Below are 26,513 nucleotides of genomic sequence, written 5' to 3'. Positions count from 1 at the left end.
AATATGGAAAATATTCTAAAACATTATTTTACAAATAGTGATGATATTCGTATTAAACCAATTACTTCTGGTTGGATAAATTCGACTTTTGAGTTAGATAATCAAGGCAAAAAATATATTTTACAGAAAATTAATACAAAGGTTTTTCCAAAGCCCGAAGTTATTTCGTCTAATATTGATTTGGTTTCAACTCATTTAAAAACAAAAAAATACCCACGTTCAATTATAGAAATTGTTCCCGATTTACATCAAAATTTATTGGTGATAGAAAATGGCGAAACATGGCGTTTAACCTCTTTTATTCCAAATTCTATTTGTTTTGAAAAAGTAGAATCTGCCGAACAAGCATACGAAGCTGCAAAAACAATTAGTGAATTTCATGCAAATCTTATCGATATAAATATTGATGAAATAGAACCGTCAATTGATGGATTTTTAGATTATGCAAAACGCATCAAAGATTTTAATTCTGCGTTAGAAAACGCTTCAGAAGAACGTTTGCAAGAAACGAAAAACGAGGTAAATTATATTTTAGATAATCTTAATCAAGTAAAACGTTATTTAGAAATAGATTTTCCGAAACGTGTGGTTCATGCTGATGCAAAAATCAGTAATTTCTTATTTGATAATGATAAACATTCGCAAGCAATCGCAGTTATAGATTGGGATACAATAATGCCTGGTAATATTTTGTGCGATTTTGGAGACATGATTCGTACATACGCTAATTTAAAAGTAGAAGATGATCCAGATGGCGAAAATGCATTTGAGCCGACTTATTATCAAGCGGTTAAAAAAGGTTTTTTAGAGCATTTAAAAAATGATTTGTCTGACGTAGAAATCGAAAATATGGATTTTGTTGCGTATATTGTGATTTATATTCAGGCGGTTAGGTTTTTGGCAGATTATTTAAATAATGATGTATATTATTCAATTTCTTATCCAAAACAAAATCTAAATCGTACAATAAATCAGATCAATTTATTAAAAGCAATTACAAATTTTCATGATAAAAATTCGGTTAGAGAAATATAATCCCACAGATTTTAACGAGTATTTTAAACTTGTTCAGGATGATGAACAAATGAAATATATTTCGGGAAAAGGTTTGGGAGAGGAACAAGCCAATCATAAATTTACGTCGATTTTAGAAAAAAGTTCAGTTCACGAAAAATTGGGTTACTTTAAAGTTTATGATAAAAAAGATGCTTTTTTGGGCGATTGTAAAATTGTTTACAATAATCATTTAGAAAACTCTTTGGAAATTGGTTATCTGATTAAAAAAGAATTTTGGAGAAAAGGAATTGGAACAATAATTTGTGATCGATTGATTGCGAATGCAAAAGCAAATTTTCCGACTCATGAAATAATTGCCGTGATTGATCCTGATAATATTGCATCGCGAAAATTGTTAGAAAAGTTTAATTTTGAATCATATTGGAAGGGAGTTGAGAATGATTTACCAACCGAAAAATTGAAAATGAAACAATAAATGATCAAAGTAAAAGATGTTGCTTCGGCAATGGAAAATATAGCGCCTTTGGCGTATGCAGAGGATTTTGATAATGTAGGACTTTTAGTTGGAGATTATAATGATGAGGTTACAGGAATTTTAGTTGCATTGGATACAACGCCAGAAGTTGTGGAAGAAGCGATAGAAAAAAAGTGTAATTTGATTGTTAGTTTTCATCCAATTATTTTTTCTGGATTAAAAAAACTGAACGGAAAAACGTATGTTGAAAAAGCGGTAATGTTAGCCATCAAAAATGGAATTAATATTTATGCAACACATACAGCATTAGACAATTCGAAAATCGGTGTAAATTTCCAGATTTCGGAACAATTAAAATTAAATCAAACAAAAATTTTAATTCCCAAAGCAAATACAATCAAGCAATTGATTACCTATGCACCAACAGAAAACGCAGAAGCTGTTAAAAATGCACTGTACGAAGCTGGTGCAGGAAAAATAGGAAACTATGATTCATGTGGTTTTGAAGTTTCTGGTAAAGGTAATTTTAGACCAATAGATGGTGCAAATCCTTTTATTGGAGAAATTGGAAAATTAGAAACTGTAACCGAAACCCGAATAGAGGTGATTATGCCACAACATGCAGAAGCTGATATTATGGCGGCTTTGTTTGCGTCGCATCCGTACGAAGAAGTTGCTTATTCTGTGATTTCATTGACAAATAAAAATCAATATGTAGGAATTGGAATGATAGGCGAATTAGATGAAGCAATGAGTGAAATTGAATTTTTTACTTATCTAAAACAACAAATGAATACGCCCGTTATTCGTCATTCTAATCTATTAAATAAAAAAATTAAGAAAGTTGCTGTGCTTGGAGGTTCTGGTGCTTTTGCTATAAAAAATGCAATTGCAGCTGGAGCGGACATTTATATTACGGCTGATTTAAAATATCACGATTTCTTTTCCGCTGAAAATAAGATAGTTTTGGCCGATATTGGACATTTTGAATCAGAACAGTTTACAAAAAACTTAATAACTACGTATCTTAAAGAAAATTTTACTAATTTTGTGGTCTTTAATTCTGGAATTAATACCAATCCTGTTAATTATTGTTAACTATGTCTGAAACAAAAAATATCAAAGAAATGAGCGTTGAAGAAAAACTTCGCGCATTATACGACTTACAATTAATTGATTCACGTTTAGATGAAATCAGAAACACAAGAGGTGAATTACCTTTAGAAGTTGATGATTTAAGCGACGATGTTGCGCAAATGGAAACGAGAATCCAAAAAGTTGTTGACGAAACAAAAGGTTTGGATGAAGATATTAAATTAAAGAAAGAAGCAATTAAAAATGCTGAAGCTTTAATAAAAAAATATACAAAACAACAAGATAACGTACGTAACAACAGAGAGTTTGACGCTTTAGCTAAAGAAGTTGAATATCAAGGTTTGGAAATCGAGTTGGCTGAAAAACGTATTCGTGAGTTTACAATTAAAATTCAACAAAAAAATTCTCAAATAGAAGAGTTCAATACGAAATTAGCTTCTATGAAAGATCATTTAGGTCATAAACAAGCCGAGTTGGATACAATTGTAAAAGATACTGAGAAAGAAGAAAGTACTTTGTTAAAATTATCTGTAGATTATTCTGCAAAAATCGAACAAAGATTATTAGAAGCTTATACTCGTATCAGAAACTCTGTAAAAAACGGTTTAGCTGTTGTTGCTGTAGAGCGTGGAGCTTCTGCAGGATCATTCTTTACAATTCCACCACAAAGACAAATGGATATTGCACAACGTAAAAAAATTATTACGGATGAGCATTCTGGTCGTATCTTGGTTGATTTAGAGCTTGCTTTAGAGGAACAAGAAAAGATGGAATATGTGATTAAAGGATAAAAAATAAAAATTTATCATATTTATAATTAAAGTGTTGCAAATTTTGTAACACTTTTTTTATGAAAAAATATCATGCATTAATTTTTTAGCACGCTATTTGTAATTGGTAAAATAGAATAAATGAATAATAAATTTTAGAAAATGAAAAAGATTATATTTTTGATGATGCTAGCAATTGCATCTCTATCGCTTACGTCATGTGTTAATGATGATGATGGATATATAGAAGTTCCAGATATTATAAATACAGGTCAAGTTACTTATTTAGGTAAGACATTTCCTTTGCGTAATGCAGTTATTACTGATTCTGAACTTGCTGATGGAGGTATTTATTATACTGTAGAACTTTCTCAAAATGTTGTACCGCAATACGGGAAATTAAACGGTTCTTATTTATTTTTAGAGATATTTCAAAAAAACGGATTATTATTTAATGGAACTTATGATACAAGTAATTCAGGCAGAAGAATTAGTTATATAGAATATTTTGAAAATCCAACAATGGATAATTATGTTCCAATAACAGGTTCAGGTTCTTTAGAAGTTTATAATAATCAATTTCAATCGGGAAATATATACTTAGAAAACTATTTTGATTATTATAATAGAAGTTTATTAAATTCTCGTTTCTCTTTAAGAGATATAAGTGGAAATGCTTTATATGGAGATTTTAATGGCTTTTTTGATTATTATTCTTTCTCAAACAAATCATCTAAATCATCAATTTCAAGTAAAGCAACTAATACTACAAAACGTTTTTCAACATCAAGAAGTGAGATGAGAAAACAAAAATAACACAAATTATATAAACAAAAAACGCGCAACAATTGTTGCGCGTTTTTTGTTTTATGAAATATAAATTTATGCTTCAATTTCTTTATCGCGGTTTTTAGGAAAACGACGATACTGTTTTAAATTAAATCTAAAATCTTTTTTAGTTGGTCGAACAATAATACGCAATGACGAGTCATTTGTAAAATAAGTATGCGCCCAGTTAAAGAAAATAGCCACTTTGTTACGAACAGTTAAAATTAACATCAAGTGTAAAAACATCCAAGTAAACCAAGCTAAACGTCCAGAAAACGAAAACTTAGGTAAATCAACAACAGCTTTTCGTTTACCAACAGTTGCCATAGATCCAGGATCGCTGTACTCAAATAAACTCAATTTATCGTCCGAAAATCCTTGCGCAATTTTATCGAAGTTCTTTGCCAAATGTTCAGCTTGATCTCCTGCAACACGTGCCAACTGCGGATGTCCGTTCGGATATTTTGGTGTTTCCATAGATGCAATATCACCAATTGCATAAATGTTATTGGTACCAATTATTTTGCTCGTACGATCTACTTTCATACGATTTCCACGTTGCAATTCCTCTTTTGTAACAGCTCCGTCAGGTACATTTCCTGTAACACCAGCAGCCCAAATTAGGTTACGTGTTTTTACTGTGCGTCCATCAGCCAACGAAATTGTTTTTCCGTCATAATCAACAACGCGACCTTCTGTCCAAATATTAACGCCCATGTTTGATAAATACTCAAACGATTTTTTATGCGCTAAATCTGACATTGGTCCTAATAAATTTGGACTTCCTTCAATCAAATAAATATTCAATTTAGAGAAATCTAAATCTGGATAATCTTTCGGAAGAATAAATTTTTTCATTTGCGCAATTGCACCTGAAAGCTCAACTCCTGTTGGTCCTCCACCTACAACTACAATATTCATTATTTCTTCCATTTCTTCGGGAGATTCTGCAGAATATGCACTCTCGAAATTTGTAAGTAATCGATTTTTAAGCGTTAACGCTTCATTTGTCGATTTCATTGGGAATGATAATTCCTCAATTTGTTTGTTTCCGAAGAAATTTGTGGTACATCCCATCGAAACAACCAAATAATCATAAGAAAAATCACCGATTGTGGTTTCAACTTCGTTTTTTTCTTTATTAATTTTAGTTACTTCAGCCAAACGAACACTGATATTTTTACTTTCCTGAAATACTTTACGTATCGGGAAAGATATATCACTTGCGTTAATTGCAGCTGTTGCAACCTGATAAAATAAAGGTTGAAATTGGTGGTAATTATAGCGGTCAATAAGTGTAACAGAAAAGTGTGGGTTATTATTTAATTTACGGGCTAATTTTAGTCCGGCAAATCCAGCACCTAAAATGACAATCTTTTTCTTTTCCAAAATTCACTTTTTTGTAAAATTACGAACAATGGTAGAAACAATGAAAGATTTATTGAATTTTATTCTGATGCTTAACTATTTATCATGATATTAAGCTGATTATTAGATTTTTTTAAATGTATGTTTTTTGTCAGTATTCAATAAATCCCTTAATTTTATAACTTCAATAAAAATAAAACGATGAGTAAGTTATTCGAATCAATACAAATAAACGACACAATTACGCTTAAAAATAGACTAATTATGTCGCCAATGTGCCAATATTCTTCAGAAGATGGTTTTCCATTAGCATGGCATTTTACACATTATATTTCTCGTGCAGTTGGTAATGTTGCCGCAATTATACAAGAAGCAACGGCAGTTGTGCCAGAAGGTCGTATTTCTGCAGAAGATTTAGGAATTTGGAAAGATGAACATATTGCGTCTTATCAAAAATTAACAACCGAAATTAAAAAATACAATTGCGTACCAGGAATTCAATTGGCACACGCAGGTCGTAAAGCAAGTACACAAAAACCTTGGGTTGGTAAAGATCAAATAAAATCGACAGAACCAAACGGATGGAAAACTGTTTCTAGTACAAATCAACCATTTATAGATGGAGATGAAGCGCCACATCAGCTTACTACAACAGAGATAAAAGCAGTAATTGTTGAATTTGGTAAAGCTACAGAACGAGCTTTAAAAGCTGGTTATGAAATTATAGAAATTCATGGCGCGCATGGTTATTTGGTTCATCAATTTTTATCTCCATTAATTAATAATCGAACAGATGAATATGGTGGTAGTTTTGAAAATAGAATTCGTTTTGTTCTTGAAATTGTCGATGAAATGAAGAAATATATGACAACGCAATCGCTTTGGGTTCGTTTATCCGCTTCGGATTGGGCAGAAAACGGTTGGGATATTGCTCAAACTGTAGAACTTTCTAAAATTTTAAAATCAAAAGGAGTTGATGTGATTGATTGTTCTTCGGGTGGAGCAGTGGATTATCAACAAATCGAAGTGAAAAAAAATTATCAGGTTCCGTTTGCAAATGCAATTAAGAATGAAGTAAACATTATTACTGGAGCTGTAGGATTGATTTTTGAAGCAAAACAAGCTGAAGAAATTTTACAAAATAACGAAGCAGATTTAATTTTGTTAGGAAGAGAATTATTACGTAATCCATATTTTGTACTAGATGCGGCTAAAGTTTTAGGAGATGATCTAAAATGGTTACCACAATACGAACGTGCAAAAAATAATCATTACAAATAAAAAGATGTTAAACTTAAAAAAAATTCATCATATCGCGATTATTTGCTCGGATTATCAAAAATCGAAAGAATTTTATACAGAAATTTTAGGATTAGAAATTCTTCAAGAAGTTTATCGGAAAGAAAGGGATTCTTATAAATTAGATTTAGCTTTGCAAAAAAATTATTGCATCGAACTTTTTTCGTTTCCTAATCCACCAACAAGAGTTTCTCGTCCAGAAGCCCGTGGATTACGTCATTTAGCTTTTGCCGTAGAAGATATTGAGAAGGAAGTAGAAAAGTTAAATGCGAAAGGAATTTATATAGAACCAATTCGTGTGGATGAATATAGCCTAAAAAAGTTTACTTTTTTTGAAGATCCAGACGGTTTGCCGATAGAATTATACGAAGAAGAATAAATGATACAGAAAAGTTTGATTGCTTTAGCAATGGGAGGATTAGCCATCGGAATGACGGAATTTACGATGATGGGAGTTTTAGAGGATTTTGCAAAAGATTTACATATTTCAATACCAAAAGCAGGAAATTTTATTTCCATGTATGCGATGGGAGTTATGGTTGGCGCACCAACGCTAATAATGGCTACAAGCAAATATCCGCCTAAAAAAGTACTTATCTTTTTCATGCTTTTATTCACAATCTTCAATGGACTTTTCGTTGTTGCGCCAAGTTATTCTACGTTAATGATTGCTCGTTTTATGTCTGGTTTACCGCACGGTGCTTTTTTTGGTGTAGGTTCGGTAGTTGCAAGTCAATTGGCTAAAAAAGGGAAAGAAGCGCAAGCAATTTCTATTATGTTTGCGGGACTTACTTTCGCCAATCTTGTTGGCGTTCCGTTAGGTACAAAATTAGGGCAAATGTTCTCGTGGCGTTTAACTTTTGGTATTATTGCTTCGTTTGGATTAATAACGATGTTAGCCATTTCGTTATGGATTCCGAATATTAAAAATTTAAACAAAGGAAGTTTAACTGAACAATTAAGCTTTTTCAAGAAATGGGAAGCTTGGGTATTAATCGTCATGATTTCTATCGGAACATCAGGACTTTTTGCTTGGATAAGTTACATTTCTCCATTAATGACAAATGTGGCAGATTTACCAAAATCTAAAATTCCTATTATTATGACTTTAGTTGGTTTAGGAATGTTTGTTGGTAATTTTATTGGAGGAAAAATAGCAGATACAATGTCGCCAAATAAGGCTGCGGTTATCTCTTTTTCGTCGATGGCAATTTGTTTAATCGTTGTTTACTTTACATCTCACATTGCAGCAATGGCTTATATTATGTCGTTTATTACAGGTTTAATTTCGTTTACAATTGGTTCGCCAATTCAAATGATGTTAATTAATAACGGAAAAGGTTCAGAAACTTTAGCAGCAGCAGCAGGTCAAGCAAGTTTTAATGTTGGGAATGCATTAGGCGCTTTTCTTGGAGGAATTCCAATCACTTTAGGATTAGGCTACAATTCGCAATTATGGGTAGGATTTATAATGGCTTCTGTCGGAGCAATTATAGCAGCGGTATTTTTACAATTAAAATCAAAAAGAATTTAATTCAATAGAATATAAAAAGAAAAAGGATGTTCGTTTAGAGCATTCTTTTTCTTTTTATATTTGTTTCAAATACTTTAAAATGAAAACGTACAAAGCACTTATTATTGATGATGAACATTTTGCTCAACAAGGGTTAAAAAAAATTATTCAACATGCTTTGACCGATTTTTTTATATCGATTGATACTGCGAGTTCTGTTAAAGAAGGTGTAGAGATTATCAAACAAATTAAACCAGATATTGTTTTTTTGGACATTCAAATGCCAGATGAATTTGGGTTTAAGTTATTTGATTATTTTGAAGAAATAAAATTCGATGTTATTTTTACAACAGCGCATTCCGATTATATTTTACAAGCTGTAAATCAGTGGGGATGTTTGGGATATTTGATGAAACCGATTGCAATTTCTGATTTAAAAATTTTATTGAATCGTTTTGTAGAACGTCAAAATATAACTTTAGAGTCTATAAATGAAATTGATAAAATTGAAGAAATAGAGGATGAAGTTTCGAATAATGATTTAAAAAATCAACTAAAAAAAGAACATGGAATTATCTTTATTCCATCTATTACAGAGGTTTTAGTACTCAAAATTGATGAAATTATTTACTGCAAAGCCGACGATAGTTATTGTACAATTTATACAAAAACAGCATCTTTTATGGTGACAAAAACGTTGAAAGAAGTAGAAGGTTTAATTAATCAAATTAATTTTTTAAGAATCAATCGTTCATATTTAGTCAACATAAATTTTGCGAATAAATTTGATAAACGCAACAATGTTTTAATTTTGAATTGCAATCCTCACGAAGGCGAAAATACATTGCCAGTAACTACTTTAGGTTATAAAATTTTAGCGAATGTTGTTTCGTAAATATCTACTTGTTTTTATTCTTTTGTTTTGTAATCAATTGATTTTTAGTCAATTTGTTTACACAAAACAATATACCTATGAGAGTGGTTTACCTGCCAATGAAATTCTAAGTATTTACAAAGATTCGCGAAATTTTGTTTGGGCTGGAACGCGTTTCGGTGTTTTTGTAAAAGACATGGAAAATTTCAAAATGATGAAACGTTTTGAGAAAATTCAGTTCAATAATATCTGGACAATTACCGAAGATTCAGAGCATAATATTTGGCTTGGAAGTTACGGGCAAGGAATTGTGAAATTCACAGGACAAAATTTTGAACAAATAAATTTAGCTAAAGGTTTAGTTTCGGATAGAGTACGTAAATTATTTTTAGATAATGATTTAATGTATGTTGCAGCGCAAGGTGGAATTTCAATAATTGATTCAAAATCAAAAAAAATATACAATCCATCTTTCGAAAAAAATAATAATTTAGCCTTAGAAGCGGTTTGTTTTTTTAAGTATAAAAACAAGATTTATGTTGCGACAATGGATCATGGTGTTTTTGAAGTTTCGAAAACTAAGCTGAAATTAGTCAATTCTTATAACCGAATTTTATATAGTTTTTTAGATAAAAATATTCTTTATTTATCATCAAATGATGGTGTTTTTTCAATTTCTATTGATGATTTTTTAGCCAATAAAAAAACATATAAACTCCTCAATTCTCCTTTGATTAGAGATAGTGATGCATCAAATAAACAGCAATCAGTTTTATTTGCAGGTTATGATTATATTTCTGGAAATGGAATTATAGGCGAGATTAATGGTGATAAATTACTTAATCAAACAAAGAATTTTAAAATTGATTCAGAATATCCTAACAAAATTTTTTCTAATCCAGCAGATAATTTACTTTATGTGTCATCGTTGGATAAAGGTATTTTTGAAGTGCATTTAAATCATTTTTTAGATTATAAAACAATCGATAATCGGAAAGTTATCGAGATAATTTCTATCAATAATTTAGATTATTTTCTTTCACCGTTAGGTTTGTATATTAAAGATGAAGAAACCTATAAAAAACATGTCTCAAACGACGATTTTTATCATTTTATGCAACAAAATCGACCAAAATACAGTGATTTTATAAATAAAAAGAACAAAGATTTTCAGGAAATTAATTACGATTTAAAAGTAAATGAACTTCGATTTATACGAATTATCAAACACAATTCTTCTTTTTGGATTTCGACAAATATTGGTTTATTTGAGCTTGATTTTGACGGACATTTTAAAACATATTTACCAATTCGTCCTTATTATTTTGCATTTTTTAAGAATCAATTTATTGTCGCAAATTCTGTCAGTGGAATGTTAATTTTTGATGATTTGTATAACCTGAAATATAAAAATCATCCCGATTCTCAGATTAATATTCCAAAAGATGTGGTGTCGATTTGTCAAAATGATAAAGCAGTTTTTTTTGGTTCGTCTTTAGATGGATTATTTAAATATGAGAACGGAAAATTTACGTCTTATTTGCAAACAAATCAATTTAAGGAAACTAAACTTAAAATGATAAAATGTGTAGGAAATAACCAATTAATGGTTGCTACAGAGTTTTCTAAAGTTTATGTTTTTGATGTTGTTGGCGAAAAATTGATTAAGAAAAATGAGATTGATATTCGAAAAATTGGTGGAGAAAATATTAGTTCAATTGATGTTTTTGAGAATAAAATTGTAATCGGAACGAACCGAAATTTGCTGATTATTGATGGTAAAAGAATGTTTACAATAAATAATGAGCAAGGTTTTGTAGACAAAGACATTCATTCGTCAATTTATGATGGTAAAATATTGTCACTTGGAGTTGAAAATGGGTATTATGATATAAATCTGAATCAATTAATTCATCAACAAAATAAGCCTAAAAAGGTGATTGTTACAGGCCTTAAAGTGAATGATGAAAAGTATTCACGTGAGAAATTTTTATGGTTTAATTTGATTGATCGACATCTGAAATTAAAGAATAATGAGAACAATATTTTTATTGATTTTTCTATTGTCAATGTAGATTTTCCGTTAAATTATAAATACAGATATCGTATAAATCCGCAAGAAAATTGGAGCGAATCTTTTAACGATGAGTTTATATTTTTCAGAAATTTAAATCATGGTTCTTATAAAATTGAACTTGAAATTACCGATACAAATAACGGAAATAAGCAAATTGTAGAGCTTGTTTCGCTAAAAATAGCTGCACCTTTTTATCTAAATATTTATTTTATATTGCTTTCAATTTTAACTTTAGGATTAATTGTCTATAAATATTATTCGATAAAAATTAGTACGTTGAATAAGTTTAATAATCTAAAAATAAATCAGTTAAAAGAAAAGAATAAGCAAGAAAATCAACGTTTGTTATTAGAGCGAAAATTGACAGAAACACGTTTGGTCGCCTTGCAATCGCAGATGAATCCTCACTTTATTTTCAATGTTTTAAACTCAATACAATATTATATTTTAGATAATGATGTAGATAATGCAATAAATAGTTTGGGGAGATTTTCTCATTTAATTCGTCAAATGCTAAATTTATCAACGAAGAATGAAATTAGTCTAAATGAAGAAATAGAATTTCTTAAGTTATATAATGAAGTTGAAAATTTTAGATGGCAAAATAAAGTGAATTTTGTAGTAGACATAGCCAATGAAGTTGATATTTATAAAACTAAAATTCCACCAATGTTGCTTCAACCAATTGTTGAAAATGCCTTTGTGCATGCGTTTAATCAAAGTTATGTAAATCCTACAATTACTTTAAATGTTACACATAAAGAAAAATATTTTGTCATTAAAATTGAAGATAATGGTAAAGGCTTTTCAAAAAATATAGATTCAAATAAAACACACGAATCGAAGGCTTTGAAAATTATTATGGCGCGTTTACATTTGTTAAATAATGATAAAAATGATGATGTTTCGATTTTTTCGGACGAAAATGGAACAATTGTTACGATGTTATTAAACGTGGATTGGAATAATTCACTTGCTTAAATAGTAAATTCACTGCTCTAAAAAGATAATTGACGAACTCTAAAGTCTATTTTAATGATAGATTAATTGAAGTCATATATATTTGTATATCGATTTCAAACTAAGTATTAAACTTTGATACTTGTTTTCTAAACCTATGAAGACACTATAAGTATTCTAAAAGTTACATTTTTTCGACGTGTGAGTCAAAAAATTTTACAACAAAAAAGCTACTGCAAAGTAGCTTTTTTTTTATATTTACACATGAAAAAAGTACAATTAGAAAATACAGACATAGAAATTACGCCAATAATTTTTGGTGGCAATGTTTTTGGTTGGACTTTGAATGAGGAAGAGTCATTTAGAATTTTAGATGCTTTTGTAGCGCGAGGTTTTAATGCAATCGATACTGCAAACAATTATTCGTATTGGGTTCCAGGAAATGTTGGAACAGAATCGGAACGAATTATCGGAAATTGGATAAAATCAAGAAATTTACGTGACAAAATAATTTTGGCAACCAAAGTTGGTGGTCGAAATCTTATTCAAGACAAACCAAATACTACTAAATCTCACATTTTAAAAGAAGTTGAAGAATCTTTAATGCGTTTAAATACAGATTATATTGATTTGTATCAAACACATTATGATGATACGAAAACTCCTGTAGAAGAGACATTATCTGCTTATAATCAATTAATAAAAGAAGGAAAAGTACGCTATATTGGTGCTTCAAATTTTTCTTCAGAAAGATTAATTGAATCGTTAGATAAAGCCGATTTATTTAATTTACCAGGTTATAAAACTCTGCAGCCTGAATATAATTTATATGACCGCAAGCATTTTGAAGAATTTTTGCAACCTGTTGTAGATAAATTTAAGTTAGGTGTAATACCATATTACAGTTTGGCAAGTGGCTTTTTATCGGGAAAATATCGTACTGAAGCTGATTTGGAACAAAGTACACGCGGCGAAGGAATTAAAAAATACTTAAACGAGAGAGGAGTACGAATTTTAGATGCTTTAGAAACAATTTCTACACGACATTCAATTTCATATTCAGCCGTTTCATTGGCTTGGTTAATGGAGCAAAAATCTGTTGTAGCACCAATTGCAAGCGCAACAAAAGAAAAGCATTTAGATGCATTTTTAGAAGCTGTTAATGTGCAATTATCTCACGACGATTTAAAACTTTTATCAGAAGCAAGCGAATATTAAATCATGGAAAAAGAATTACAAAAACCTAAATTATCGCCAATTGTTTTATGGATAATGATTGTAGGTAGTGGATTGGTTGTGGCTAATAATTACTACAATCAACCATTATTATCGCTAATGGCAAAAGATTTTAATGTATCCGAAAGCAAAATTTCTACCATTGCAATGTTAACACAAATAGGTTACGCATTTGGTTTATTATTTATTATTCCGTTAGGAGATTTATTAAAACGAAAACGAATGATTTTATTCGATTTTGTATTTATTATAATCGGATTATTAGGAATGTATTTTGCACCTTCCGTAACATGGCTTTTTCCGCTTAGTTTCTTAATCGGTTTTTCATCTGTTATTCCACAAATTTTTGTACCAATGGCAGCAGAATTAGCCGCTCCAGAAAAGAAAGTGCAAGCTGTAGGTATGGTGATGAGCGGTTTACTTGTAGGAATATTACTTTCTCGCGTTTTTAGTGGATTTATAGGCGAATATTTTGGGTGGCGCGAAGTTTATTTGATTGCTACAATCTTAATGTTTATACTTTGGTTTGCTATCTATTTCTTTCTACCAGAAGTTCCACCTAATTATAAAGGAACGTACAAAGGTTTGATGAAATCGATTATTGATTTAGTTAAAAACGAACCAAAATTAAGATTAGCATCATTTCGAGGAGCAACAGCTTTTGCTGCGTTTAGTGCATTTTGGACAACATTGGTTTTTCATTTAGAAGAAGCACCATTTTTTGCATCAAGTGATATAGCGGGTGCATTTGGTTTAATAGGCGCTGTAGGTGCTTTGGCAGCAGCTTTGGTAGGAAAAGCAAATAGCTATTTATCTACGTCTAAAATTATCTTTTATTCGATTATTACAATGTTAATTTCTTGGGGATTTTTCTACCAATTTGGTTTTACTTATTGGGGCTTAATAATTGGTGTAATTTTAATAGATTTAGGCTTACAAGCGATGCATGTATCCAATCAAACCATTATTTTTAGCTTAAATGCAAAAGCAAGTAATCGTTTAAACACGGTTTATATGACAAGTTATTTTATTGGAGGATCTTTAGGTACTTTTTTAGCCGCAATTGCATGGGGAAAATATCAATGGAATGGAGTGATAGGTGTAGGTGTATTTTTTACAGCTTTGTGTTTATTAAGCCATGTTTTGTTTGATAAAAAAGACTAGTTTACATAGTCCATAAGACTCCAAACAACAATAAATTGGATAACAACAATAGCAAGAATTTTAGAAATAAATGATAATTTTTTCGTTTTGTGATGATAAATTTGCATTGATAAAATAGAACCAATTGTACCACCAATTAAAGTAATAAAACATAAAAAAAATTCAGAAATTCGTCTTTTACCATTTCTAGCATTCATTTTATCTTTCTTGAAGATGAAAAAAGAAAAGAGATTTAGTAGTATGAATATAAGGAATAAAAGTGTTGTCATAAAATAATGTTAATTTATCATCGAAGGTATTAAAAAATTATCGAGATAAAAATATATTTATTAATTATGTTAAAAAAATAGATTAAATACATTTTTTAACGCTATAAAATAGGAATTATTTAAAATTGAGATTTTTAGTTAATCATTAATTTAAGCAATTATGCAAAATATAAAAGGAAAAAAAGCCTTAGTTACTGGCGGAAGTCGTGGTTTAGGAAAAGCTATTGCATTGGCATTAGCAAAAGAAGGAGTTGATGTAGCAATTACAGGTAGAAACTCTAAAAGTTTAGAAGAAACTGTAGAAGAAATAAAAAATTTAGGGGTTAATGCAACTTATTCTGTATTTAATGTTGCCGAAAAAGTTGAAGTAAAAATGCAATTAGAACGATTAATTGAATCTTTTGGTGCATTTGATATTTTAATTAACAATGCGGGAATTGCAGCTTTTGGAGGTTTCCTTGAAATGGAAGAAAATGACTGGGAAGACATCGTAAAAACTAATTTATTTGGCGCATATTATGTATCCAAAGCAGTTGTACCGGCAATGGTAGAGTTGGGTAGCGGAGATATAATTAATGTATCATCAACTGCTGGTTTAAAAGGAAATGCAGTAACATCGGCCTATTCTGCATCAAAAGCAGGATTAATTGGTTTATCAGAATCAATGATGTTTGAGTTACGTAAAAAGAATATTCGTGTAACAACTTTAACGCCAAGTACAATTGCATCTGAAATGTCAAAAGATGTATTAAAAATTACAGATGGTGATCCAGAAAAAGTATTACAACCAGAAGATTTCGCGGAATTAATTGTTGATATTTTAAAATTTGATAAACGCGCAATGTTAGCTTCGGCATCTTTGTGGTCTACAAATCCTTAATAATCAATATTATAATAATTTTAAAAGACAACTTTATAAAGTTGTCTTTTTTTGTGAAAAATATTTTGTTGAATCAAAATTTACATTAACTTTGAATTTCAAAGCACTTTTATTATGAACGATAATCCTATTGAAAGTTTAAACGAAATAAAATCAATGATGCAACGCTCTTCAAAATTCACAAGTATAAGTGGATGGAGTGGTGTATGGGTAGGATTTATCGGAATGATTGCGGCTTGTGTAGCTTATTTTTTTATTTTGAATGAATCTGTAAATTATCGAGGAAAAGTAAGTGACTTAATCACAAATGAAACAGATTGTAAACTCTTTATTTTAGGTATTATTACGTTTATAATTGCTTGTTTGGGAGGTTTTTATTTTATGATTAGAAAATCAACAAATGATGGTGTAAAATTTATTAGTCCAGTTACAAAAAGAATTTTACAGAAGTTTTTATTTGTTTTAGTTGTTGGAGGTTTGGTAAGTCTAATTTTTATCAAAAATTTTAGTTTTGCCTATGTTGCGCCAACTACTTTATTGTTTTATGGTTTAGCCCTTTATACGGTTGAGCGCGATACAATTATTGAGATTAAATATTTAGCATTTTTAGAAATAATTTTAGGACTTTTAGCCTTTTATTTTATATTCAATGGGTTATTGTTTTGGTTCATAGGATTTGGTCTTCTACATGTTATTTTCGGAATAATTATGATTCGTAAATATGATAACAAAGCTTAATTTTGCAACATGGATTTTAATCTAAACAAATTAAACAAAGTCTTTGATAATCGTATTCGTGTAGGAATTATGAGTGCTTTGGTGATGAATGATGAGATTTCATTTAAAGATCTAAAAGAGTATTTAGATTTGACGGATGGTAACTTAGCATCGCACCTAAAAAATTTAGAAGAAAACGATTATATCGTTGTACATAAAGGTTTTATAGGTCGTAAAACAAATACAACTTATTCAATAACAGCTTTAGGGAAACAAGCTTTTCAGGAACATTTAAACTATTTAGAAAAATTGATTCAGAACATGAAGTAAATTTTTTTTACTTTTTCACTTTGAAAAACAAAGTGCTTTTAAAATAATAAATTAAAATTCAACCTTATGGAAAACAATTATCAAGAACATGAAACAAACGAAGCAAATAGCTCGGTTTATTCGCAAAACAAAACAATGATCAAAGGATTTTTAGTCTGTCTTTTGGTATTAGGCTTATTAATTCCGATACCATTTATCTTAAATTTAATTGAAGAAAGACAAGAAAGTAAAAATAAAGTAATGACCGAAATTTCGGATAAATGGAGTGGAAGTCAGACAATTTATGGTCCTTTTTTAGAAATTAATTACCTAAAAGATGCAAAAAATGAAAAAGGAGAAACAATCAAAAATCAAGAAAAAACATATATTTCTGCAAATGAATTGAATATAAAAGGAACGATAGATTCTCAATTAAAAAGTAGAAGTATTTATAATGCGGTTGTGTATTCATCAAAATTGAATGTACAATCTAAGTTTAAAAATTTTCAGGAAATTTTAAATGAAACAGAGATTGCAAGTGCTGATATTGTTTCGACTAAAATTATTTTCGGTATTTCTGATGCAAAAGGTTACGAAGATAAGTTGATTGTAACTTCTGGCGGAAAAAATTATCCGCTAACTATGGACAATCAGTCGACTATCCATAATGTTTCGCCCGAAGTTGTAAATTCTACAGATGACGAATATGCGGTAGAGCAACCAAAAGCAGAAGTTAAAACTTCATCAATCCAAGTGATGTCGCAAAAAATTGATCCGACAACCTTTGATTTTAATCAAGTTTCGCTTAATTTTTCGATGAAAGGTTCTCAATTGTTTAATATAATTCCGTCTGCAATTAATACAAAAGTTGATTTAACGACAAATTGGAAGGATTTAAAATACGATGGAAATTTTTTGCCAAACGAAGATCCAACGATTAAAGATGGAAAAACGAACGTAAAATGGTCTATTTATCAGCAAAATCCATTGCAAGGACAAATTTGGAATGATGCACGTAATTTTTCTGATTATAGTTTTGGCGTTAATTTTCTACAAATGAATGATCATTACGATAAAACATATCGTTCTACCAAATATGCAATTTTATTTATTGGTTTAACATTTGTTGCTTTCTTTTTTATAGAAAACAGAAATCATTTCAATATTCACTTGGTACAATATGCGTTAGTTGGTTTTGCGATTAGTGTAAACTTTGTTTTATTACTTTCATTATCAGAATATATTGGCTTTGATTATGCATATTTTATATCGTCTGGCGCAACAATTTTATTGATAACATTTTTCGTCAATTCATTCTTAAAATCAATTAGCTTAACCTCAAAAATCACCTTAATGTTAGTTCTTTTATACGCATTTATTTACAGTGTTTTACAATTAAAAGAACACGCATTGTTAGTTGGTAGTATCGGTTTATTCTTTATTGTTGCAATATTAATGTATTACTCAAAAAATATAGAATGGAACAAAGCAAACTAAAACTTGTTCATCTTTTTTTAGGAATTTTTGTCATCGGTATTTTACTGATGACATTTTCCTTAACAGATGTTCTAGGAAATTATAATAAACTTATTTTCTCTATTTCGATTTATTTAATAGGTTTAATAATTACTTTACATGGATTATGTATTTATTTGAAAATAAGTAAATTAAATATTTTATTTTGTAGTTTATCTATTGATTCTACCACAATATTTATTTACACAAATATTGCTTGGTTTTTAATTCCGATTGGGTTATCGCTTGATCTTTATATGATGGAAAGTATTTTTATTTTCGAATCTTTTGCAGAAATATATGGATTCTTTATAATAGTCAGTATTGTAGTAAATGTTGTAGTATCATTTTTTTCAATAAATATGAATGATGAATTTAGAGAACAAAACTGGAAAAATGAAATAAGTTTTTCCAGCTATTTTATGATTTTTATAGCAATACTATTCATATTAATTTTTAGTTTAATAATTGTGTTATTATTAGTGTGTAATCTTCCGATAACAGCTATTTGTTTTACAGGATTCATTTTGATTTTGGGAAATGTTATTCATAAACTTAAATCTTGATGATTTATAATCTACCTTTAAACTATTCATAATCCTAATTCATAAAATTCAAGATAATTTATAAATTATTATTCAAAACTGACAATTTTATAAATATAAGCAGTTTGTATCGAATAATTCGATTAAGTTTAGGGCTGTAAAATGCTATTTTAGTAATTTGCGACCCATTTTTAAATACACATTAGGAGAAAATTATTTATGAATAACAAGAAGACTACAAATGTTTTAACACTAGGATTTGCACTTTTTGCAATGTTTTTTGGAGCAGGAAATTTGCTTTTACCGCCATTAATTGGCTTAGGAGTAGGCTCAAATTACTTAGTCGCTATGATTGCATTTGGATTAACAGGAATTTTATTGCCATTTACAGGAATCTTGTCTATTGTTTATTCTGGAGATAGTTTTAACGATTTAGGAAACCGAATCAACAAATATTTATCAGGTATTTTAGGTACAATTATCATGATTTGTATCGGACCGTTAATTGCAATTCCGCGAACGGCTGCAACAACTTTTGAAGTAGGAGTTAAGCCATTTTTTCCAGAATTGAATCCAATGTGGGGATCAGTTATATTTTTTGCAATTACGTTGGTTTTAGCAATTCGACCATCAAAAGTAGTAGATGTAATTGGTAATTATCTAACACCAGTTTTATTAGTCCTTTTAGCATTATTGATTGTGATGGGAATTGTAAATCCTACAGCAGATTTTCTTCCATCAGATTTAACAATGGTGCAGTCTTTTTCGAAAGGATTTGTAGAAGGTTATCAAACATTAGATGTATTGGCTTCGGTTATTTTTGCAGGAATTATTATTACTGCGGCTCGTGATAAAGGCTATACAGATACAAAAAGTAAATCTCAAATCGTAATTATTTCAGGACTTTTATCTACAACTTGTTTGTTATTTGTTTATGGTGGATTGATTTATTTAGGAGCAACTTCTGGAGAAGCAAATCCAGATATTACACGTGCAGAATTATTAATCGAAATTTCTCGAAATATATTAGGACACTATGGTTTAGTCGCAATTGGATTGTGTATGGCTTTTGCTTGTCTTACAACGTCTATCGCGCTAACATCGGCAGTTGGTACATTTTTTAGTCAATTAACAAATGGTAAATTAAGCTACACTGTTTTAGTTGTTATTTGTACATTAATCTCTTTCGGATTGTCTATTTTAGGCGTAGACGATATCATTAATTTCGCCTATCCACCATTAGCATTTGTTTATCCAATTGTTATTACATTGGTTATTTACATTGTGCTTTTTGGTAAAATAATCAAATCAAAAGCGCCTTATGTTGGTGCATTATTGGCTTCGACAGTTATTGCAACATTAGGTTTACTGAAATTATTAGGATATTTTGACGAAGCAACTTTGACTAATTTAAATAAGATTCCATTTTTTGAATATGATTTAGGATGGATTGTTCCGTCTGTAATTGGATTTATCTTAGGATTGATTTACGAAAAATTTAGTTCAAAATAATAAATCCTCTGAAATACATTTATTTCAGAGGATTTAACCAATCAAAACTACTATAAAAAACACTAATTGAATATGAAATATTCTTAACTAATTATCTTTTACAAAGATCATAACTTTTTGATTTATAAATGATAAAAGCTAAATGTTTTGATTGATGACTTGATAAGATTAATTGATAGTTATTTATTAATCAACGTTGTGAGAATATTTTGAAGTTAGATTTAATATAATTTTAAGAAAATCATTAACTTCAAAATCATAAATATCAAAAATAAAATATGGAAGAAACTTGTTCGCGCTGTCAACAAGCATTAGAATGTAGGGTAGATGATATTCAGAATTGTGATTGTAACACAATTCAATTACAAGATGTTACGAAAACATTTCTTAAAAAGACGTCGTACAAATGTTTGTGTAATAATTGTTTGCAACAACTGGATTATTTTGCAGTTTTAGATCAACAATATAAACATCCGACAACTCCTTCAGAATTTGTGCCGCATATACATTATTATATTGAGAATGGTTTTTGGGTTTTTACAGAATTTTTTCATTATCAAAAAGGCAAATGTTGCCAAAATGGTTGCAGACATTGCGTCTATGGTTATAAGAAATAAAAAATGGTTCAATCTTCATTGAACCATTTAAACCAACCTAAAAATACTATAAAAAAACTCTATTATTTAAGGATAATCTTCTTCATTATTCAATCTTCATTATCCTCAACAACTATGAATAAATTATTTATAGTGCAAAGGTAGATTTTAATCTCGATTAAATAAATAAAATTCTATTTATTTGTTTATGCCATAATAGTTTAGATTTATAGTGTTGCAAATAAAAACCTAAAACCTTTTATTTATAGTATTTACAGACGAAAACAACTATGTGTTTTCGGATGTTGTATTATTTAGAAAAAATTGCCATTATTTTTTCAGAAACTTCTTTAGCCTTATCTTTTTCACCAATTTGCTCTAAAGTTTCAACATAATCATTTAAAAAAGATTTTACTTCTTCGCCATTTTCTGCATCAAAATTCTCTAAATATTCTTCTAAATTCATGTGATTCAAAATTTGATCAAAATAAGTAGAAGCTTCATCGTATTTTTTTAATTTAACCAACAGTGATGCAATTGTATGATTGATATAAAATTGATTAACAGCAGCTTGATCTAGATTTTCATCTTCACTAAAATAAGGAGTGCTTAAGTAACTTCTGTAAGCCGCAATTGCGTTTTCGTCTTCACCTAAAACTTCGTAACATCTTGCCTTAAAAAACTTAATTTCAAATAATTCATCTTCATCAAGTTTATTAAAAAATGTAATACTTTCTTTTGGATTCGAGTAAAATTTTCGATAACCAATAATAAAATCCTCTACAAAATCAACATCTGTTTGCTCTAAAGCAAATTTCAATAAACTTTGAGATTGTTCTTCGCTTAATTGCCCAATAAATGCTTCCCAATAATTAACCAAAGTATTAAAATCATAGGCTAAATCTTCTACAAAAATTTGAGCAGCAATGCGCAAGAATTTGTCATTTAATTGATCAATCTCATCGTGATCTTCATCCGATAAATCAATAGGATTGTATAATAAATTCTCAATGATTTCTGAAGCATTTTCTTCCGAATAATCTGCATTTAATTGCTTTAAAGCATTGGTTACATTGAATTCCATTTCGATTGAATTGTTTAAAGTTATAATCCAAACAAAGATAACCGATTTTTAAAAACTTAATGTGCATTAATCATCAATTGTTCGTGTTGTTTTAGTGTTTATGTATTAGAATTATCTTTCTAACTAACGCTGTAATTTTCTCATTTTACATACAATTTTTGACAAAATTTGGAAAGAAAAACCATAGATTACAAAAAATTGATACCTTTGCATAACTAATGAAGTTTTTACAACACATATTACGTTTACCATTTTTTAGCACTTATTATCGTACAATATTTGCTCGGGTAAACTATGTGTATACTTCGTATTAAAAACGTACGCAATATTATCATCATAATTTACAAGCCCGGGCAGAAATGCTCGGGCTTTTTTTATACAATAAAAATAAAATGGAGAATTTAGAAAGTTTAAAAGAAAACGTTTCAATTTTTTTACCAGAAAATGGTTTAGATGAAAAATTGAAATTAGCCGAAAAAGAAAATCGAAAACTAAGAATTAAGTTAGGTTTTGATCCAACTGCACCAGATTTACATTTGGGACATGCGGTGGTTCTTAAAAAATTGAAACAATTTCAGGATTTAGGACATCAAATTGTAATTTTGGTAGGTAGTTTTACCGCTCAAATTGGCGATCCGACTGGTAAAAATAAAAGTAGAAAACCTCTGAATGCAGCTGATGTAAAAGCTAATGCAGAAACATATATCAAACAATTATCTAAAATTATTGATGTAAATAAAGCCGAGATTGTTTATAATTCTGATTGGTTAGATAAACTACCTTTTACAGAAGTTATACAGTTGTTGTCTAAAGTTACGGTTGCACAATTAATGCATCGAAATGATTTTAATAAACGTTTTACTGAAAATACACCAATCGCGATGCACGAGTTGGTTTATCCAATTTTACAAGCGTTTGATTCTGTTCAGATAAAAGCGGATATAGAAATGGGGGGTACGGATCAATTGTTTAATTGTGCAATGGGACGTCAGTTGCAAGAAACGAATGGCGATGCCGCACAAATTGTAATGTGTATGCCTTTGTTGCGCGGAACGGATGGAAAAGAAAAAATGAGTAAATCTCTACATAATATTATCGGATTGACAGATGAGCCAACAGAAATGTTTGGAAAAACGATGTCTATTCCTGATGATTTATTGACCGAATATCTTGCTTTGGCAACAGATTTTTCTGTGGATGAAAAAGAAGCGTTGACAAAACAATTAGATGAAGGTGAAAATCCGATGAATATTAAAAAGTTAATCGCTAAAAATATTATCTCACAATATCATTCTGTAGAGTTAGGGAATGATGCGGAGCAGTTTTTTAATAATCAATTTCAGAAAAGAGATGATGAAAATAGAGTTTTTGAGGCTGTAAATATTGGAATATTTAATAATCAAAGTTTAACAGTTTTAGAAATTTGTCATCATTTGAAAAATAGTGTATCAAAAACAGCAGTTCGTCGATTAATAGAAAGCGGAGCGGTTCAAATTAATAGTGAAAAAATAATCGATCCTTTGCAAGATTTAAAATTAGTTTCGGGAACTAAAATAAAAATTGGTAAACGAGATTTTTTTGAGTTAATCAAATTTTAAAACATAAAAAAAGCCTCTAAATAAGAGGCTTTTAATTATAATATTTTTTTCATTTCGTATTGTTTGTCGTACAATTCTAATCCCAAAGATTGGATAAAATCATTTGTCGAAACTTCACGATCGTCAACATTTATCATTTTAATTTCTTTATTCTTCAAATCACTAAATAAAATAGAAGCTAAATATCTATTTCTGTAATCGTGATGAACACCAAATTGATAAATTCGAGTATTATTTTTATTGATAATTTTATAAGCAACTAAAATTCTATCTTCATAAATTCCATTTATTTGGCAATTATCAATGATATTTTTTATACTCTGAATTTCGTTTTTCCAAGTTGGCTTTATATCCCAAAAATTTTCTCCGGTAATTAAGCTCAAATCGTCAAAAGCAACAATTTCGTGCAATGGATTTACAACTAAAACAGGAACACCTTTGTAGCTGTTTAAAACTCTAGTTTTCTCAAAACCACAAGCTTCATAAGCATTTATTGCAAAGTCATTTTTGGTATTTACTTCTAAAAATATTTCATCAACGCCTTCATTTTTAAGTTTCGGAAAACTAAAATCTAGCATTTGTTGTGTAATTTTATTTCCACGTTTTTCTGGACAAACACCGGTTCCACCAACGTATGCCGTTTTTTTATCGCCATACATACGGATTCCGTACAATAAAAAGCCGATTAATTTTCCGTCAATAGTTGCTCCAACAGAAAATTCTAAATCTATATCTTCCATGATTAATTTTTTCTGAAACTGTTCTTCAGTTAAATTAATCGAGACATAATAATTTTGGTACGAAAGGTTGTACAATGCCGATAAATCTTTTATATCAACATTAGTTAGCGAGTGTATTTCAATGTTTGTTTGCATAGTTATTATTTGCAAGGCAAAAATATGACCAACATTTAATTTAATTCTAAAAAAAAACTTAAAATATTAAGAATTTTTGAATTTAATTTCAATGTCTAATTCCGAATATGATAAATATGAAATGTATTTTATGTTATTGATTGAATAAATATACATAAATCTTATTTTACTACTAAGAATAATCTAATAAAATTTGAAATAAACGAGTTTTAGGCGATTTAACATAACCTTATCATTGAATTTTCTGAATAAAATTCTGTTTTTAATAAATTTGCATACATTTTTAAAACTAAACTCAGAGAGAAGATAAATTTCTCCTCATTTGTTGAAATAATACGTCTTCTCTCTATTTTTTTACTTTAAAAATCATCATTCTTCCCAATTTATAAAATAATCAATCCAATTAAGTGTAAAAAGTACACCAATAAAATTATTACATCAATAATTTTATCTTAAAAATCATTTGTTCTGATGATAGATTGATAAAAATCATTATTTTTTTGTGCAGATTTAATAAAGAAACAAAACTTTATTAAAAAATGAATAACGAACATTTGTTAGTTTTTTTCTTTTGTCTATTTTAGTGATTCAAAATTATCACAAAAAAATGAGTAAAAATTTAACAAAACTGATCTGCTTAGGTCTGTTATGTAGCTATAGCTTTGTCTCTGCACAAAACAAAGCTGATACAATAACAGTAATAAAAGAGCCAATAGTTGTTTCTCCGCCTACAGAAAATAAAGATAAAGTAGATGTGCAATTCTACGGATTTATCAGAAATGATATTTTTATGGATACGCGCCAAATGATTGGAGCAGGAGAGACGTTGGTTACACTTTATCCCAAAGACCGCTATTTAGATGTAAATGGGGCAGATATTAATGATGCTTCTAAATTTCACATGTTGTCAATTGTTTCTCGTGCTGGTGTTAACTTAAAAGGACCAGAATTATTAGGAGCTAAAACTTCGGGAATTTTAGAAGGAGAATTTTTTGGAGCAACAGAAGGAGGAATTAATGAGTTTCGTTTACGACACGCTTATGTAATGTTGGATTGGAAAAAAACACAGTTAGGAATTGGTCAATATTGGCATCCTTTTGTGGTTTTAGAAGCTTTACCTAATGTGGTAAATTATGGTACAGGAGCGCCTGTTTATGCTTTAAATAGAAATCCACAAGTCCGTTTAACGCATAAATTTACGGATAAACTTAAAGTAATTGCGGCTTTACATTCGCAACGTGATTTTACGCCAAATACAGAACCTTTTAGAAATAGTGGAATGCCTGCGGCACATTTGCAACTGCAATATAAATCGCAAATTTTCACGGCTGGTATTGCTGCACAATATGAGAATCTTAAACCAAAATTAGTATCAGGAAATCCGCCAATAAAATCGAATGAACGCGTAGAAAATGTATCATTTATGGCTTATTCTAAATTAAATACAAAGCCATTACAAGTTACTGTTGCTGGTTATTTAATGCAAGATGCTTCGTCATTTGTACAATTAGGAGGAATTGTGGGGTATCAACCAACACCACAATCTGTAGAAGTGTATAAGCCGATGAATACGCATAGTATGTGGATTGATATTCAACAAAATTCGAAAGGAAAATTTTCGGCAGGAGTTTTTGCAGGATACATTAGAAATAATGGTGTTAAAAATCCGATAGAAGGAGCTGCAGCAACATCTTATGGTGTAACAACAACATGGGGTGCAGTTTCTGCAACACCAGGTACGCGTACCGTTAATTATTTATATAAAATTGTTCCGAGATTAGACTATACAGTTAGCAAAGCTTTAAAATTCCGTTTCGAAATAGATAGAAGTACAGCACAATGGGCTGATGCAACTATAAAAGGTACTGGAACAGAAAATAAGTATTTAGCAAACAACAACAGATTTCATTTAACAACACTATTTAACTTCTAATATC

The 26,513-nt window shown here is 29.5% G+C and carries 25 protein-coding genes; 21 read left to right on the top strand and 4 right to left on the bottom strand.

The genetic code is table 11. The features are described from left to right. Positions 1 to 3: 3 nt before the first annotated feature. From BM072_RS01285 to BM072_RS01265, 5 genes are all read left to right on the top strand, one after another. A complete protein-coding gene (locus BM072_RS01285; protein ID WP_092905766.1) occupies positions 4 to 1,035 on the top strand; it encodes a phosphotransferase enzyme family protein in 1,032 nt (343 codons plus the stop codon). Beyond that, on the top strand, positions 1,007 to 1,492 hold the full coding sequence (locus tag BM072_RS01280) for a GNAT family N-acetyltransferase (protein ID WP_092905764.1): 486 nt from the start codon (positions 1,007 to 1,009) through the stop codon (positions 1,490 to 1,492). Before BM072_RS01285 ends, BM072_RS01280 begins: the two co-directional genes overlap by 29 nt. Then, positions 1,493 to 2,590 (top strand): Nif3-like dinuclear metal center hexameric protein, encoded by a 1,098-nt coding sequence (locus BM072_RS01275; RefSeq protein ID WP_092905762.1) that lies wholly within the window; start codon positions 1,493 to 1,495, stop codon positions 2,588 to 2,590. Between the two features lie 2 nt (positions 2,591 to 2,592). Next, positions 2,593 to 3,378 (top strand): zinc ribbon domain-containing protein, encoded by a 786-nt coding sequence (locus tag BM072_RS01270; RefSeq protein ID WP_092905760.1) that lies wholly within the window; start codon positions 2,593 to 2,595, stop codon positions 3,376 to 3,378. 141 nt (positions 3,379 to 3,519) lie between these two features. Then, positions 3,520 to 4,173, top strand: coding sequence for a hypothetical protein (locus tag BM072_RS01265; RefSeq protein ID WP_125113122.1), 654 nt, complete (start codon positions 3,520 to 3,522; stop codon positions 4,171 to 4,173). A 66-nt stretch (positions 4,174 to 4,239) separates the two neighbouring features. Here the strand turns inward: BM072_RS01265 and BM072_RS01260 are convergent, their stop codons facing one another. Beyond that, positions 4,240 to 5,574 (bottom strand): NAD(P)/FAD-dependent oxidoreductase, encoded by a 1,335-nt coding sequence (locus BM072_RS01260; protein WP_177190232.1) that lies wholly within the window; start codon positions 5,572 to 5,574, stop codon positions 4,240 to 4,242. 180 nt (positions 5,575 to 5,754) lie between these two features. On the opposite strand from BM072_RS01260, the gene BM072_RS01255 reads away from it, so the two are divergent. The 7 genes from BM072_RS01255 to BM072_RS01225 all read left to right on the top strand — a co-directional run bounded on the left by BM072_RS01255 (position 5,755) and on the right by BM072_RS01225 (position 14,676). Continuing rightward, positions 5,755 to 6,834: an NADH:flavin oxidoreductase/NADH oxidase gene (locus BM072_RS01255; RefSeq protein ID WP_092905754.1), complete on the top strand. Its 1,080-nt coding sequence runs from the start codon at positions 5,755 to 5,757 to the stop codon at positions 6,832 to 6,834. A 4-nt stretch (positions 6,835 to 6,838) separates the two neighbouring features. Further along, on the top strand, positions 6,839 to 7,231 hold the full coding sequence (gene gloA2, locus BM072_RS01250; RefSeq protein ID WP_092905876.1) for an SMU1112c/YaeR family gloxylase I-like metalloprotein: 393 nt from the start codon (positions 6,839 to 6,841) through the stop codon (positions 7,229 to 7,231). A gap of 3 nt (positions 7,232 to 7,234) precedes the next feature. Next, positions 7,235 to 8,386, top strand: a complete 1,152-nt coding sequence (locus BM072_RS01245) for an MFS transporter (protein ID WP_092905874.1) — start codon at positions 7,235 to 7,237, stop codon at positions 8,384 to 8,386. A 79-nt stretch (positions 8,387 to 8,465) separates the two neighbouring features. Next, positions 8,466 to 9,260: a LytR/AlgR family response regulator transcription factor gene (locus BM072_RS01240; RefSeq protein ID WP_092905752.1), complete on the top strand. Its 795-nt coding sequence runs from the start codon at positions 8,466 to 8,468 to the stop codon at positions 9,258 to 9,260. Continuing rightward, entirely contained in the window at positions 9,247 to 12,297 is a 3,051-nt protein-coding gene (locus BM072_RS01235; protein ID WP_092905750.1) for a sensor histidine kinase, read from the top strand. Before BM072_RS01240 ends, BM072_RS01235 begins: the two co-directional genes overlap by 14 nt. Positions 12,298 to 12,540: 243 nt before the next feature. After that, complete coding sequence (locus BM072_RS01230) at positions 12,541 to 13,494, top strand: aldo/keto reductase (protein WP_092905748.1); 954 nt, start codon at positions 12,541 to 12,543, stop codon at positions 13,492 to 13,494. 3 nt (positions 13,495 to 13,497) lie between these two features. After that, positions 13,498 to 14,676 (top strand): MFS transporter, encoded by a 1,179-nt coding sequence (locus tag BM072_RS01225; protein WP_092905746.1) that lies wholly within the window; start codon positions 13,498 to 13,500, stop codon positions 14,674 to 14,676. Here the strand turns inward: BM072_RS01225 and BM072_RS01220 are convergent. Continuing rightward, the gene (locus tag BM072_RS01220) at positions 14,673 to 14,945 is read right to left on the bottom strand and encodes a DUF1294 domain-containing protein (protein ID WP_092905744.1); all 273 of its coding nucleotides are present in this window, start codon (positions 14,943 to 14,945) and stop codon (positions 14,673 to 14,675) included. The two genes, BM072_RS01225 and BM072_RS01220, sit on opposite strands and share 4 nt — an antisense overlap. A 160-nt stretch (positions 14,946 to 15,105) precedes the next feature. Here BM072_RS01220 and BM072_RS01215 point away from each other — a divergent pair, with 160 nt between their 5' ends. From BM072_RS01215 to BM072_RS01185, 7 genes are all read left to right on the top strand, one after another. Further along, the gene (locus BM072_RS01215) at positions 15,106 to 15,825 is read left to right on the top strand and encodes a 3-ketoacyl-ACP reductase (RefSeq protein WP_092905742.1); all 720 of its coding nucleotides are present in this window, start codon (positions 15,106 to 15,108) and stop codon (positions 15,823 to 15,825) included. A 114-nt stretch (positions 15,826 to 15,939) separates the two neighbouring features. Next, positions 15,940 to 16,563 (top strand): hypothetical protein, encoded by a 624-nt coding sequence (locus BM072_RS01210; RefSeq protein ID WP_092905740.1) that lies wholly within the window; start codon positions 15,940 to 15,942, stop codon positions 16,561 to 16,563. A 9-nt stretch (positions 16,564 to 16,572) separates the two neighbouring features. Then, positions 16,573 to 16,872 (top strand): winged helix-turn-helix domain-containing protein, encoded by a 300-nt coding sequence (locus BM072_RS01205; RefSeq protein ID WP_092905738.1) that lies wholly within the window; start codon positions 16,573 to 16,575, stop codon positions 16,870 to 16,872. Between the two features lie 66 nt (positions 16,873 to 16,938). Beyond that, a complete protein-coding gene (gene creD, locus BM072_RS01200) occupies positions 16,939 to 18,348 on the top strand; it encodes a cell envelope integrity protein CreD (RefSeq protein ID WP_092905736.1) in 1,410 nt (469 codons plus the stop codon). Continuing rightward, positions 18,330 to 18,932, top strand: a complete 603-nt coding sequence (locus BM072_RS01195; protein ID WP_092905734.1) for a hypothetical protein — start codon at positions 18,330 to 18,332, stop codon at positions 18,930 to 18,932. Before creD ends, BM072_RS01195 begins: the two co-directional genes overlap by 19 nt. Before the next feature lie 198 nt (positions 18,933 to 19,130). Continuing rightward, positions 19,131 to 20,423 carry a branched-chain amino acid transport system II carrier protein gene (gene brnQ, locus BM072_RS01190; protein WP_092905732.1) on the top strand — a complete coding sequence of 431 codons (1,293 nt, stop codon included), beginning with the start codon at positions 19,131 to 19,133 and terminating at the stop codon, positions 20,421 to 20,423. A 278-nt stretch (positions 20,424 to 20,701) separates the two neighbouring features. After that, on the top strand, positions 20,702 to 21,040 hold the full coding sequence (locus BM072_RS01185; RefSeq protein WP_092905730.1) for a cysteine-rich CWC family protein: 339 nt from the start codon (positions 20,702 to 20,704) through the stop codon (positions 21,038 to 21,040). A 289-nt stretch (positions 21,041 to 21,329) separates the two neighbouring features. Here BM072_RS01185 and BM072_RS01180 read toward each other — a convergent pair whose 3' ends face one another. Further along, complete coding sequence (locus tag BM072_RS01180) at positions 21,330 to 22,103, bottom strand: hypothetical protein (protein WP_092905728.1); 774 nt, start codon at positions 22,101 to 22,103, stop codon at positions 21,330 to 21,332. 392 nt (positions 22,104 to 22,495) lie between these two features. On the opposite strand from BM072_RS01180, the gene tyrS reads away from it, so the two are divergent. After that, a complete protein-coding gene (gene tyrS / locus BM072_RS01175; RefSeq protein ID WP_092905726.1) occupies positions 22,496 to 23,701 on the top strand; it encodes a tyrosine--tRNA ligase in 1,206 nt (401 codons plus the stop codon). A 35-nt stretch (positions 23,702 to 23,736) separates the two neighbouring features. On the opposite strand, the gene BM072_RS01170 is transcribed toward tyrS, so the two are convergent. Further along, entirely contained in the window at positions 23,737 to 24,576 is an 840-nt protein-coding gene (locus tag BM072_RS01170) for a GNAT family N-acetyltransferase (RefSeq protein ID WP_092905723.1), read from the bottom strand. Positions 24,577 to 25,183: 607 nt separating this feature from the next. On the opposite strand from BM072_RS01170, the gene BM072_RS01165 reads away from it, so the two are divergent. Next, complete coding sequence (locus BM072_RS01165) at positions 25,184 to 26,509, top strand: DcaP family trimeric outer membrane transporter (protein ID WP_092905721.1); 1,326 nt, start codon at positions 25,184 to 25,186, stop codon at positions 26,507 to 26,509. Positions 26,510 to 26,513 lie beyond the last annotated feature (4 nt).

This window comes from Algoriella xinjiangensis, assembly GCF_900115015.1.
Classification (GTDB): Bacteria; Bacteroidota; Bacteroidia; order Flavobacteriales; family Weeksellaceae; genus Empedobacter; species Empedobacter xinjiangensis.
Note: the sequence above shows the minus strand (reverse complement) of the source record. Positions and strands in the feature narration are given on the sequence as shown.